Genomic DNA, 13,550 nt, shown 5'->3' on the forward strand with positions numbered 1-13,550 from the left:
ACTCCGCTATGGCATCTCGCCGTTCCCGACACGCAGCGTTTGGCCAAGGTTAATGCCGGCGTGGTCGGCAGACCTGGCTTGGGCCGTCGCACAGGACATCGGGCGGCGATGGCCGTCGTTCAAACGTTCACGGCCGCAACGACTTGCACGGTGGCGAACATAGCGGGTTGGCCAGCAGGCACGGACGCCAGTCCCGTAGTTGTACGGTCCGATAACTTTACGAGCCCTGTTATCGCTTACCGTAGCTAAGTGGTTCTGGGTTCCGGCATTTTCCGCGAATCGGTTTGCACTTCGCGCGCTTGATTAGCGCTACCAAACTACTGGAGCGCCCATGTCCTGGCTGAACAATTTCAAGATCAATTTCAAAATTGGTCTGATCGTCGCCTCGGCACAGGTGCTGTCGGCGGCGCAGCTTTTGTCGCAGGACAGCGAGCGGCTGAAGGCTGAAGTCGGCAGGTTCCTGAATTCGGTTCGCGCGGCGTAATCGATCCACGCATCTGGCACCGGGTCGGGGAAGCGCTTTCCCGACCAGGTGTCAGATGCTGAATACCCAAAGTTCACATCAAAGGTAGTGAAATGAGCAAGTTAAACCGCATTGGATACAAGCTCGGTCTCGCCGGCCTTTTCGGCATCATATTGTCGATCGGCGGCGTCGCCAGCCAGAGGAGTGCGGAAAGCTCGCTTGCCGATGTCAATCAGCGCAGGGATACCCAGCAGACCATCTCCGAGCAGGTGCTCACGGCCGCGATCGGATTTCGGCGACTTCAGTTGATCGGCAAGGACATTCGTTATGCGAAGAATGTGGCCGAGATCGACCAAGGCCAGACGGATATCCCTGCGGCCAAAGCCTTGTATGAGAAGCCGCTGGATACCGCGATCGGTCTGACTTTGAACCCGGAAAACAGGTCGCGGTTCGAGATGATCAAGTCGCTGGCCACCGACTACAGCCTGGCCGTCGATGAACTGGCGAAGATGGGACGCACGAAACTGGATTTGCTCGCTGCCGGCAACGCTCAAACGACAAGCTGGAATGCACAACTTGATGCGTTGTTCGCATCCGCGGCGGTGAAACAGGATTCCAACCGCCTCGGTATCGAGCGCGATCTGCAGCAGGCCAGCGCGATGTTCAATGCCATTGCCGGTTGGCGGCTCGCCACAGCGGGAGAGCAGGGACTTGCGACATTGATTTCCGGCGGCGAGGCGAAGATCGCCGAGATCCTGGCGCGCGGCAGCGCATTGGCCGGCGATCCGGCAACCCGTCGTGAAATCGAAACACTCGCGCCCATCATGAAAGCGTTAATCGCGACGTCGATCCAGTTGATAAAGATCGACGAGAACTCGACCAAATTGATTGAGAGCCGGGCGCTGCCCGCCGCCAATCGCGGTTCGGAACTCATCACCGCGTCGCTGGTGGTTGCGCGAAAGACGGTGGCCGACGCGAAAGAATTGACGGCGGTGGAGACGCTGCAAGCCAGCCGTATCAACCTCGCATTGTCGCTTCTGGTCGTGCTGTCGATCATCGGTTCCGTGCTGTTTGCCTTCTTTGGCGTCGCCAGGCCGATGACGCGGCTCAATGATGCCATGGGCAGGATTGCGAAGGGGGAGACCGAAGTGGTCATCCCCGGTGCAGATCGCGGTGACGAAGTCGGCGACATGGCCAAGACGATCACCGTGATCCGCGAGAATGCCGAGCTGTCGGCGCGCGCCGAGGCAGATGCCCAGCGGCTCCAGGACACCAGAGGCGCCGCGCAGCGCAAGGCCGAGATGACGAAACTGGCGAATGATTTCGAAGGCGCCGTCGGGAAAATCATCCAGACCGTGTCGTCGGCCTCGACCGAACTCGAAGCCTCCGCCAATACGCTTTCGTCCACGGCCGTGCGCGCCCAGCAACAGACCTCGGTGGTGGCTGCGGCTTCCGAAGAAGCTTCGGCCAATGTGCAGTCCGTCGCTTCTGCGACGGAAGAAATGGCCTCCTCGGTCAATGAGATCAGCCGTCAGGTGCAGGAATCCTCGCGCATCGCCAATGAGGCGGTGGATCAGGCGCGCACCACCAACGACCGCGTCGGCGAACTGGCCAAGGCGGCTAGCCGGATCGGCGACGTCGTCGAACTGATCAACAACATCGCCGGCCAGACCAATCTGCTGGCACTCAACGCCACCATCGAGGCGGCGCGCGCCGGCGAGGCCGGTCGCGGCTTTGCCGTGGTGGCGTCGGAAGTAAAGGCGCTGGCCGAGCAGACCGCCAAGGCCACCGGCGAGATCAGCATGCAGATCTCCGGCATCCAGAACGCGACCCAGGAGTCGGTGGCCGCGATCAAGCAGATCGGCGACACCATCGGCCGCATGTCGGAGATCGCCTCGACCATCGCGGCTGCGGTGGAAGAACAGGGCGCGGCGACCCAGGAAATCTCCCGCAACGTGCAGCAGGCCGCGCACGGAACCACCCAGGTCAGTTCGAACATCGGTGACGTGCAACGCGGCGCGTCGGAGACCGGCTCGGCCTCGGCGCAGGTGCTGTCGGCGGCGCAGCTCTTGTCGCATGACAGCGAGCGGCTGAAGTCGGAAGTCAGCCGCTTCCTGAATACGGTGCGCGCAGCGTAGTCGGCGGACACCGACGCCCCCCATCGGATCGGGCGCGGGCGTAGTCCCGCGCTCTTTTTGCTGTTTGTGTGCCAGTCAGGCCCGGGCGGAGCAGCACGTATTCTTACGGATGCCGTTCTACAGGTTTCGTCAACGCGCTATGTCTACAACCGTACCGAAAATTCCTGGACTGCCCCCCAAACCTGCAAAGGAGCGTCTCGATGCGCCTGACCGTCAAATTGTCCCTGATCGCGGTCGTTTCCCTCTTGCTGATGTTCGTTGCGGGGCAGGGGCTGGTGGCGACCTCGAAGCTCAAGCTGGTCAATGCGAGCACCGAAGACATCTCAACCAACTGGCTGCCTTCGGTGAAGGTCCTCGGCCAGATCAAATATTCGGTCACGCGAGCGCGACTTGCCGAGTTCCGGCTCGGCTACGCCGATCGGGAGTCCTCGGACAAGCTCCGTGTGACTCTTGACGAGCGACTCGCGGCTTTCCAGCGGCTGGTCAAAGTCTATGAGCCTTTGATCAGCGGCCCCGAGGAGCGCAAGCTATGGGAGAATTTCACCGCCCGCTGGGCCGCATATCTCGAAAACCAGCGCAAGGGCTTTGACATCGACAAGGCCAGAAGTGCCGGCCAACCCCCTTATGTCGATAGCACGACGACGCGGTCGCTGTTCGAAGAGGCACTGACCGCGCTCGACGCCGACATCGAGTTCAACAACGCCGGCGCAGAGGCTGCGACTTCGTCGGCAGCGGCCACCTACAATCAGGCGTGGTATATGCTGGTCGTGCTGAGCAGCGTTGCGTTCGCTTTCAGCGTGGCCGCCATCCTGTTCGTGATCTTCCGCATCGTCGGCGGCCTGACCGCCCTCAACAACGCGCTCGGCAAGATGGCCGGCGGCGATCTCGATATGGTCGTCCCCGGCGCCAGCCGCGGCGACGAGGTCGGCGACATGGCGAGGAATGTCGTAGTGATACGCTCCAATGCCGAGCGCAAGGCGCGCGAGGAGGCCGAGGCCCAGGGCCGGCAGGAAGAGATCGCCGCCGAGCAGCGCAAGCGCGACATGTACCAGCTTGCCGATACGTTCGAAGCCGCCGTCGGCGAAATCATCGAGACCGTGTCGTCGGCCGCGACCGAGCTGGAAGCCTCGGCCGGCACGCTGACCGCCACGGCCGAGCGTTCGCAACATATCACCACGGCGGTTGCCGCGGCGTCGGAAGAGGCCTCCACCAATGTGCAGTCGGTGGCCTCCGCCACCGAGGAGATGGCGTCGTCGGTGAACGAGATCAGCCGTCAGGTTCAGGACTCCTCCCGCATCGCCGGCGAAGCGGTGTCGCAGGCCGAAAAGACCAATGAGCGGATCGCCGTGCTGGCCGCGGCAGCCAGCCGGATCGGCGACGTCGTCGAACTGATCAACAACATCGCGGGTCAGACCAACCTGCTGGCGCTCAATGCCACGATCGAAGCCGCACGCGCCGGCGAGGCGGGTCGGGGCTTTGCCGTGGTGGCCTCCGAGGTCAAGGCGCTGGCCGAACAGACCGCCAAGGCCACCGGCGAGATCAGCGTGCAGATCAACGGCATGCAGGCAGCGACCGGCGAGTCGGTGACTGCGATCAAGGAAATCGGCGTCACCATTTCCCAGATGGCCGAGATTGCTTCCACCATCGCCGCGGCGGTCGAGGAGCAGGGCGCCGCGACGCAGGAAATCTCGCGTAATGTGCAACAGGCCGCGCAGGGCACGCAGCAGGTCAGCGCGAATATCACCGACGTGCAGCGCGGCGCCACCGAGACCGGCTCGGCCTCGACGCAGGTGCTGTCGGCGGCGAAGACCTTGTCGCGCGACGGCGACCGGCTGAAGGCGGAAGTTGGCAAGTTCCTGAATACCGTGCGGGCGGCCTAAACGCCCGCCGCCGGCACGGTCGCCGTTTCGGCCGCGCCAATGAAGGACAGCAGCAGTCGGCTCACTTCGGCCGGCTGCTCCTGCTGCACCCAGTGGCCGGCGCCATCGATCAGATGCACGCCGCGCAGGTCGGTGCAGGCCGTGCTCTGCATCGCCTCGATCGCGCCGGGGCGCTGGTAGATACCCCAGTCCTGTCGGCCGGAAATGAAGCAGCACGGCACGTCGATGGTTCGGCCCGACCAGGTCTGCTGTTCCGCCGTGAAAGCGCCCGACGTGCCGCAGCGATACCATTGCAGCCCGCCCTGGAATCCGGTGCGGGCATATTCACTGGCATAGAAGGCCAGCTCACGCTCCGGCAGCCAGCCATTCGCCGCTATCTGCTGCGCCGACGGCATTTCGGCCGCGACCGTTTCGGCCATCGTCCGGCCGAGGTCCATCACGTAATAGGTCGGCAGCTTCGCCAGTTCACTGGCGGTCCAGGCTTGCAGCGGAAGCGGCGTGTTGCCGGTCCAGTCCGCGCTCTTGTGATGATAGTAGCCGCGCAGAAAATCATGCACGCCCTGCGGCGCATGTTGCATGTCGGCATTGGCCTTGCGCGTGGAATAGTACCATTGATAGTGCTCGCGCGGTCGCGGCAAGGCCGCAAGCTCGCGATGGATCGGATCGTCCACGGCTGCCGCCGCGGGTCGGCCGGCGGTGTCGAACGGCAGCGGCGGCGGCCCGGCAAACGGGGCGCTCATCAACGCGACCTTGCGGAACACATCCGGCCGAACCAGCGCGCACCATGCCGCGACCGACGAGCCGAAATCGTGCCCGACGACCGCCTCGACATGGCGATACCCGAAGGCCGATATCAGCCCGAGCGCATCGCGCACCAGATTGAGCAGCCGAAACGGGCGCAGGTCGCCGTCATAACCGGCCTCCCACCCCGTGGTGCGACCGTAGCCGCGCTGGTCCGGCGCCAGCACGTGATAGCCCGCCGCCGCCAGCACCGGCATCACCTTGCGCCAACTGTAAGCCAGTTCGGGAAAGCCATGCAGCAGCAGCACGCAAGGGCGGCCGGCGCTCTCGAAGCCGGCCTCCAGCACATGCAGGCGCAGGCCGTTGATATCATCGACAAAGCGCGAGCGAATACCGGGCGGCAGAATATCGGCGGAGATGGCGTCCAAGTTTCGCTCCCGTGTGATTCTTGTTGTTGGAGCAACATTAGCACGGTTGCGCGCGGCGATCGTAGGGTGGGCAAAGGCGCCCTTGCGCCGTGCCCACCACCCAACCGCCAAATGGTGGGCACGCCGCGCCGCGCGTTGCGCGCCGCGGCTTTGCCCACCCTACGAGCATCTACCGCCTGAACCGCGCCACGAGCTCGACATGCGGCGTATGACGGAACTGATCGACCGGCGTGACGCTGTCGATCTTGTAGCCGCCGTCGATCAGGATTTTCGCGTCGCGTACAAAGCTCTGCACGTTACAGGACACCGACACCACGGTCCTGACCTTGCTCGCGGCCAGCTTCTCGGCCTGTCCCTGCGCGCCCTGGCGCGGCGGATCGAACACGACGCAACCGACATCGCGGAGCTCCTGCGCCACCAGCGGGCGGTGATAGAGGTCGCGCACCAGAGCGGTGATCGGCTTGAGGCCGGAAGTTTCCTTCACCGCCTGTTGCAGCGACAGGATCGCGCCTTCGTCGGAATCATAGGCCATGACGCGCGACTTCGCGGCAAGCCGCAGCGCGAACGGGCCGACGCCGCAGAACAGATCGACGATCGTCTTCGAGCCCTTGCAGGCCTTCATGACCAGCTCGGCCAGAACTTCCTCGCCGGCCGCCGTCGCCTGCAGGAACGAGCCAGGCGGCAACACGACCTGCGCCTTGCCGACCGTGATCATCGGCGTCGTTCGCATCAGCACCAGTTCGCCGTGGCGCGTGAGGCGCGCCAGCTTGAAGTGCTCGGCAAGTTGCGAGAGTTTGGCGATCAGCGGCGTCGGCAGCGGGCCGGTGCCGCGGACATCGACGTCGAGGCCGTTGCTGGCCGCGGTGATCTGGATGTCGAGCGGCTTGTCGGTCGGCTTCAGCAGCAGCGCCACCGCGCGGGCGACGTCGAGTGCGCCGTTCAGGCCGGGATCGAGGATCGGGCAGTGTTCGATCGCAATGATGGCGTGGCTGGCGGCGGCGGAAAAGCCGGTGCGGATCTCGTTGTCGCCGCCGCGGCGGGCATGCGCGGTGATGCGGCGGCGGCCGGCACCGTGGGCGTCGATGATCGGATCGACCGGGCACTCGATGCGGGCATGCGCCAGCGTGTCGACCACGATCTGGCGCTTCCAGGCCTGATAGGGGGCGGGCTGCCAATGCTGGATGGCGCAGCCGCCGCAGCGGCCGAAATAGGGACAGAACGGCTCGATCCGCTCGGCGCTGGCGGTCTCGACATGTTCGAACTTGCGGCGCTCGGCATGGCCGGGGACGGCGCTCGCCTCGACGATCTCGCCGGCCAGCGTATACGGCACGAACACCGTTGCGCCCTCGACGTAGGCGACGCCGTCGCCGCGCTGTCCGACATGGTCGATGGTCAGGCGTTCACCCACGGCGGGCGCCGAGGAAGAATTCGAGATTGCCGTCGCCGCCAGCGATGGAGGAGGGGAAGATGTCAATGTCGGTACAGCCTTGTGTCGCCGCGAATGAAGCGATGTCGTCGCACACCGCCTGGTGGACGGCAGCGTCCTTGATGATGCCGCGCTTGCCGTGTTTGCCGGGCGCTTCGAATTGCGGCTTGATCAACGCCAGGAGGTGCATCGGCGAGGCCGAAAGCTGCAGCGCCACCGGCAGTACCGCCTTCAGCGAGATGAAGCTGACGTCGATCACTACCACGTCCGGCCGCGCCGGTAGGCGCTTGTTTTCGTAGGCGCGGATGTCGGTCTCTTCCAATGAGACGATCTTCGGATGGCCATGCAATGACGGATGCAACTGGCTGCGGCCGACATCGATGGCGAAGACAAGGCTGGCACCGTTGGCCAGCATCACTTCGGTGAAGCCGCCGGTAGACGCGCCGACGTCGAGGCAGACATGGTCCTCGATCTCGATCGGGTAACGCTCCAGCGCGCCGGACAGTTTGACGCCGCCGCGCGACACGAAGGGATGCGCCGGCTCGGCCTGGATCACCGCGTCTTCGGCAATGCTCTCCGAGGCTTTTGCGACGAGCTTGTCGTCGGCGAAGACCAGGCCGGCCTCGATGGCCGCCTGCGCGCGGGCGCGGCTTTCGAACAGTCCGCGGTCGACCAGCAGCATGTCGGCGCGTTTTCGCGCGGTCGGCTGGTTGATCGGGCGCCTCGTCATGCTTGGAGCTTCGTGCTGGTGGCGAGGCGCAGGCAGTCCTCGAAGCCGGCAAGGTCATGCCAGCGATCGGCCGGCGTCTGGCGCGGCAGCACCATTGGTGCGCCATGCAATTCGAGCGCATGAATCATCATCAGATTGTCGGTGTGGCCGAAGTCTTCCACGGTCAGTCCGTCGGCGTCCACGAGGCGGCCATGCTGCGCGGTGACATCCGTCAGCCGTCGTACGCGATCGACATACAAAGCGGGATCGTTGCAATAGGCGAAGCAGTTTTTGCCGCGGCCGGCCATATAGCCGAGTTCATACACCGTGCCGGCATCGGCGCCGGGGCCGCGGAACGGGGTGAGGTTGGCGATGATCGCGTCGGCCTGGTTCATCATGGCCTCGTTGCCGCGGAAAATCTGGAGCGAGGCGTCGGGCGCCGCGAGATCGACGCTGTTGTCGAGCGGGTAGAGGCCGGTGACGCCGTAGTGCCGGCAGAGATCGACCTTGCGGCGGCCGATGTCGATGGCGTCGGGCAGGAAGACATCGGGGCCTGCCAGATAGATTTTCATGAAGAACGCCTCACTGTCATTCCGGGATGTGACAGACGGCGAAGCCGGATGGCGCAGGCCCGGAATCCCGAGATGTTCATCGTCCCATCTCGGGGTTCCGGGTTTGCTCGAGCTTCGCTCTCGCGCCCCGGAACGACAGTATCTTTCTTACGCCAGCTTCACCGTCTCGGCGGTGAAATCCTTGCCGAGGGTCTCGAACACCTTCCGGACGATACCCTTGGCATCGAGACCGGCGCGACCGTACATCGCGGCCGGCGAATCATGGTCCTGGAAAGTGTCGGGCAGCACCAATGAGCGCATCCGTACGTTGCCATCGAGCATGCCGTGTTCGGCCAGCAACTGCATCACGTGGCTGCCGAAACCGCCGATCGAACCTTCTTCGATGGTCAGCAAGATCTCGTGGTCGAGCGCCAGTTTGAGGATCATGTCCTGGTCGAGCGGCTTCATGAAGCGCGCATCGGCGATCGTGGTGGACAGGCCATGGGCGGCGAGTTCGTCGGCGGCCTTCTCGCATTCGGCGAGACGGGTGCCGAACGACAGAAGCGCGATCTTGCTGCCCTCGCGGATGATGCGGCCCTTGCCGATTTCGAGCGCGACGCCGACTTCCGGCATCTCGATGCCGCGTCCTTCGCCGCGGGGATAGCGCAGCGCGCTTGGCGCGTCGTTGATGGCGACCTGGGTGGCGACCATGTGGACCAGTTCGGCCTCGTCGGCAGCGGCCATGATCACCATGTTCGGCAGGCAACCCAGATAGGCGTTGTCGAACGAGCCGGCATGGGTCGCGCCGTCGGCGCCGACCAGACCGGCGCGATCGATGGCGAAGCGCACCGGCAGGTTCTGGATCGCCACGTCATGGACGATCTGGTCGTAGCCGCGCTGCAGGAAGGTCGAGTAGATCGCGACGAACGGCTTGTAGCCTTCGGTGGCCAGACCGGCGGCGAAGGTGACCGCATGCTGCTCGGCGATGCCGACGTCGAAGGTGCGGTCCGGGAAGGCCTTGTTGAAGATGTCGACGCCGGTACCCGACGGCATCGCCGCAGTGATGGCGACGATCTTGTCGTCCTTTTCGGCTTCCTTGACCAGCGAGGCGCCGAACACGTTCTGATAGGACGGCGCATTCGGCTTGGATTTGGACTGCGCGCCGGTGGCGATGTCGAACTTGACCACCGCATGATATTTGTCGGCGGCGGCCTCGGCCGGGCCGTAGCCCTTGCCTTTTTGCGTGACGACGTGGACCAGAATCGGACCGGTCCCCATGTCGCGGACGTTCTGCAGCACCGGCAGCAAATGGTCGAGGTTGTGGCCGTCGATCGGACCGACATAGTAGAAGCCGAGTTCCTCGAACAGCGTACCGCCGCCGGCCATGAAGGCGCGGGAATATTCCTCGACCCGCTCGGCGCGGTCGGCGATTACCTTCGGCAGATGCTTGCCGAGCTGCTTGGCGGCATCGCGCAGCGAGCGGTAGGTCTTGCCGGAATACATCCGCGACAGATAGGCCGACATCGCGCCGACCGGCGGGGCGATCGACATATCATTGTCGTTGAGGATGACGATCAGGCGGGAATTCATCGCGCCGGCGTTGTTCATCGCCTCATAGGCCATGCCGGCTGACATCGCGCCGTCACCGATCACGGCGATAACATTGTTCTTGCCGCCGGACAGGTCACGGGCAACTGCCATGCCGAGGCCGGCGGAAATCGAGGTCGAGGAATGCGCCGCGCCGAACGGGTCGTAGTCGCTCTCGCTGCGCTTGGTGAAGCCGGACAGGCCGCCGGGGGTGCGCAGCGTGCGAATGCGATCGCGGCGACCGGTCAGAATCTTGTGCGGATAGGCCTGGTGGCCGACGTCCCAGATCAGCCGGTCGCGCGGCGTATCGAAGACGTAGTGCAAAGCGGTCGTCAATTCGACGACGCCGAGCCCTGCGCCGAAGTGGCCGCCGGTAACTGACACCGCGTCGATGGTCTCCTGACGAAGTTCGTCGGCGACCTGTCGAACCTGCTCGACCTTCAGCTTGCGGAGATCTTCCGGCGTCTTGATGGTGTCGAGCAACGGTGTCTTACTAAAATCGGTCACGGTACTATCCAATTTTACACGTCCGGGACTGCGCCTGGCATCCGGGACGGCCGGCGGTTCGCGCAGCCATCGTCGGGACATTCGCAGCTTCCGGAACCGGGAAGCCTGTTTCGAGGCCTTGTAATGGGCCCCGTAGTTTCACTGTGATATCTATCACGCTTGGCGGCCCCCTCCGTCTGAACATTTTTGCCAGATGAATGAAGCGCTTATCAACGTTAATGGCCGGCATCGAAGCGCGAGCGCCAGCGCATAGTCCCAGTCCCTTTACACCAAAGCGACGGCTAAAGCCAACTGCCGCGCGGGTTGTTTCGGCAGCGCAGCACCTAATGTGGGCAATTGCGCAACACTGCGCGCTCAACCATGCCGGCAGGCCTCGGTGTTCCGCCGGACGGGAAAGTCAGGCCTCGCTTCGGCGTCCAGACCCAGCTGGTCCCAGGCGCTCCGCCGCGTCGACGGGGCGCCCGTGACCAGTGCAAGCGCCGCCTCCGGCTGGCTGAAGCGCTCCGTCAGCAACACCGGGCCGCAGACGATCATGTAGAAATCATAGGTATGGGGCCGCTCATTGGCCATCACGAACTGGAAATGAACCCGGAAGAACTTCCAGCGGAACCGGTTGTAGTGGTCTGGCTGGACAATCTCGCGGAACCGGACCGGCACGATGGTCGGGTTCCGGCGGTTCGGCCCGGCGTCGATGCGGTGACCGGTGACCGGATCGAACGGGAAGAAGTTCATCACGTCCTTACGCGATTGCACGTCGATCCACTCGATAGAGGGTTCCGTCGCCAGCAGGCGCAGATGGTCGCGGAAGCCGGTCGCGGCGGCATGGAAACCGACGATCGGCATGTTGCCGCCCAGCGTCAGCAGCACAATTCGGGGGCCGTGGCGGCCGAGATCGGGATCCAGCTCGAGCGCGCGGGCAAGGATTTCAGAGCCAAGAAATGAACCGGAGGAATGTCCGACCAGCACGATCTCCTGCGCCGCGCTCGATTGGGCGACCTCGACCAGATGCTGCGCGAAGCGGTCGATGCGGGCGTCCCACTCCGGCCGCTGGCCGTGCGAGAACTGCCAGGTGAAGATGGTGTCGGACATCAGATAGAGCAGGTAGCTGCGCTGCTCGGTGGCCTTTAGCAGCGTACCGAGCGCGGCGACGAACAGCGCTGTGGCCGCCATTGCGGCGAGGAAACTGTGGATTCCCAGCCATTGCAGCCCCCAGCCGAAGCCCCAGGCCACCGCGGCACACCAGATCGCCTCGTTGAGCAGCAGGATGTGGGGATAGGAGATGAAGGTGGCGAACCGCCAATGCGCCGCCCAGAAGCGGCCCATTGTGCCGGAAAAAACCAGCCGCCAGTAGATCGCGATCGCATAGGCCAGCGTCTTCCAGACCGGCCAGGCGAGATCGCGCTGAATCAGGTCTTCCCAGCGCAGGAACTCGTAATCGGTACGGGTATGCCAGCCCTGGCCGGTGGTCTCGATGCACCAGGACGCGGATTCGGCAGCGAATTCGCCGTCCGGCGGCCGATTCGGCCGGCTGACCGTGGTGGCGAGGTCGTATAAATGCCCGAACTTGCGCAGTTCGGTGCGAAACATACGGTAATATTGCGAGAGGCCCCGCGGGTCGTACCCCTGCACATAGATGACATGACGGTGATCGACGCGCACACTGGTACCCCGGGTCTGACGTCAGGACTATAGCAGCCCGAAGGGTGCACCAAGCGTTAAATCGGCGCGTTACTGGACGTCGAGCGGCTCGGTGCCGGTCACCTGACCGCTGGAATCCGTGGTGATCTTGTCCACCCGGGCCTCGGCCTGCCGCAACAGCTCATCGCAGCGGCGCTTCAGGGCTTCGCCGCGTTCATAGATGGCCACGGATTCCTCCAGCGGCACCTTGCCGTCCTCGAGCCGCTTGACGATGGTTTCGAGCTCCTCGATGGCGCGCTCGAACGTCAATTTCCTGACATCGGCATGGGTCGGTTCAGCCATATCGCATTCCTGGGCGCTTCACGCGCCATTCGAAGGGGGAGGTCAGCCGATGTGGTGCCGGTTACGCGCCCATCAGCGCGGTGACATGGGCCGCCACCGATTCCTTGAGGCCCAGCAAATCATAACCGCCCTCCAGCACCGAGACAATCCGGCCCCCGGCGGACTTGTCGGCCACGTCCATCAACCGCTGCGTCACCCACGCAAAATCCTCGGCGTCGAGGTTCAGCGAGGCGAGCGGATCGCGTTTATGCGCGTCGAAGCCGGCGGAGATGACGATCAGTTCCGGCGAGAATTTCTGCAACTGCGGCAGGATCAGGTTCTCGAACGCGGCGCGAAACCTGGCGCCGCCGTCGCCGTCATGCAGCGGCGCATTCACGACGGTGTCGTGCTCGCCGCGCTCGCCGGCGGCCCCGGTACCCGGAAACAGCGGCATCTGGTGCGTCGAGCAATACATCACTGTGGGGTCCGCCCAGAAGATGTCCTGGGTGCCGTTGCCATGATGGACGTCGAAATCGACCACCGCGGCGCGCGCGATGCCGTAGGTCCGCTGGGCATAACGGGCCGCAATCGCAGCATTATCGAAAAAGCAGAAGCCCATCGGCTTGTTGATTTCGGCGTGATGGCCGGGCGGCCGCGTGGCGACAAAGGCGTTGGCGGTCTCGCCCTTCATCACAGCGTCTGTCGCTGCGACCGCACCGCCGACGCCGCGCATCACGGCTTCCCAGGTGCCCGGCGACATCGAGGTGTCGCCGTCGATATAGACCAGGCCGCTGGCGGGGGCCATGTGGCGCAATTCATCGACGTAATGGCCATCATGGCACAGCGTGACAGTGTCGAGATCGCCGATCGGGGCTTCGCCGCGCACCAGCCTCTCGAAGCGTGCCTCGCCCAGCACGGTGGCCACGGCGCGCAGCCGGTCGGGGCGTTCGGGATGGCCGGGCGGCGTCTCGTGATCGAGACATGCAAGGTGCGAGAGCAGGAGTGTCATTCGGAAAATCCGGGCGCGGGATGCGCTGATGGGGCTGCGTCTCAGCCTAATTGGTATTGGCGGGTTCCGAAAGGGTGGCAACGCAAGGGGGGGTGGTCTTCCCTGACCCTTTTCAGAAAAAGCGTCCGCGTCCCGCGCGTCAAGCGGATATG

11 protein-coding genes are annotated in these 13,550 nt (G+C 64.3%); 3 read left to right on the forward strand and 8 right to left on the reverse strand.

The genetic code is table 11. The features are described 5' to 3' along the window. Window positions 1-331 precede the first annotated feature (331 nt). The 3 genes from FNL56_RS27595 to FNL56_RS07060 all read left to right on the forward strand — a co-directional run bounded on the left by FNL56_RS27595 (window position 332) and on the right by FNL56_RS07060 (window position 4,481). Window positions 332-484, forward strand: a complete 153-nt coding sequence (locus FNL56_RS27595; protein ID WP_168202809.1) for a hypothetical protein — start codon at window positions 332-334, stop codon at window positions 482-484. Between the two features lie 92 nt (window positions 485-576). Continuing rightward, window positions 577-2,601, forward strand: coding sequence for a methyl-accepting chemotaxis protein (locus tag FNL56_RS07055; RefSeq protein WP_143572229.1), 2,025 nt, complete (start codon window positions 577-579; stop codon window positions 2,599-2,601). A 200-nt stretch (window positions 2,602-2,801) separates the two neighbouring features. Then, window positions 2,802-4,481, forward strand: a complete 1,680-nt coding sequence (locus tag FNL56_RS07060) for a methyl-accepting chemotaxis protein (RefSeq protein ID WP_143572230.1) — start codon at window positions 2,802-2,804, stop codon at window positions 4,479-4,481. Here the strand turns inward: FNL56_RS07060 and FNL56_RS07065 are convergent. The 8 genes from FNL56_RS07065 to FNL56_RS07100 all read right to left on the reverse strand — a co-directional run bounded on the left by FNL56_RS07065 (window position 4,478) and on the right by FNL56_RS07100 (window position 13,398). Continuing rightward, window positions 4,478-5,650, reverse strand: coding sequence for an alpha/beta hydrolase (locus FNL56_RS07065; protein WP_143572231.1), 1,173 nt, complete (start codon window positions 5,648-5,650; stop codon window positions 4,478-4,480). The genes FNL56_RS07060 and FNL56_RS07065 overlap by 4 nt on opposite strands. A 169-nt stretch (window positions 5,651-5,819) precedes the next feature. Next, complete coding sequence (locus FNL56_RS07070; RefSeq protein ID WP_143577661.1) at window positions 5,820-7,058, reverse strand: class I SAM-dependent RNA methyltransferase; 1,239 nt, start codon at window positions 7,056-7,058, stop codon at window positions 5,820-5,822. Continuing rightward, on the reverse strand, window positions 7,051-7,806 hold the full coding sequence (locus tag FNL56_RS07075) for a TlyA family RNA methyltransferase (protein WP_143577662.1): 756 nt from the start codon (window positions 7,804-7,806) through the stop codon (window positions 7,051-7,053). The genes FNL56_RS07070 and FNL56_RS07075 overlap by 8 nt, the downstream gene beginning before the upstream one ends. Further along, a complete protein-coding gene (locus FNL56_RS07080) occupies window positions 7,803-8,357 on the reverse strand; it encodes a nucleoside 2-deoxyribosyltransferase (RefSeq protein ID WP_143572234.1) in 555 nt (184 codons plus the stop codon). The genes FNL56_RS07075 and FNL56_RS07080 overlap by 4 nt, the downstream gene beginning before the upstream one ends. Before the next feature lie 147 nt (window positions 8,358-8,504). Beyond that, complete coding sequence (gene dxs, locus FNL56_RS07085; protein ID WP_143572235.1) at window positions 8,505-10,430, reverse strand: 1-deoxy-D-xylulose-5-phosphate synthase; 1,926 nt, start codon at window positions 10,428-10,430, stop codon at window positions 8,505-8,507. Between the two features lie 354 nt (window positions 10,431-10,784). After that, entirely contained in the window at window positions 10,785-12,089 is a 1,305-nt protein-coding gene (locus FNL56_RS07090) for a hypothetical protein (protein ID WP_143572236.1), read from the reverse strand. A 69-nt stretch (window positions 12,090-12,158) separates the two neighbouring features. Then, window positions 12,159-12,410, reverse strand: coding sequence for an exodeoxyribonuclease VII small subunit (locus FNL56_RS07095; protein ID WP_143572237.1), 252 nt, complete (start codon window positions 12,408-12,410; stop codon window positions 12,159-12,161). Window positions 12,411-12,471: 61 nt separating this feature from the next. Then, entirely contained in the window at window positions 12,472-13,398 is a 927-nt protein-coding gene (locus FNL56_RS07100; RefSeq protein ID WP_143572238.1) for a histone deacetylase family protein, read from the reverse strand. Window positions 13,399-13,550: the final 152 nt, after the last annotated feature.

The sequence above is a fragment of the Tardiphaga sp. vice304 genome, assembly GCF_007018905.1.
Lineage (GTDB): Bacteria > Pseudomonadota > Alphaproteobacteria > Rhizobiales > Xanthobacteraceae > Tardiphaga.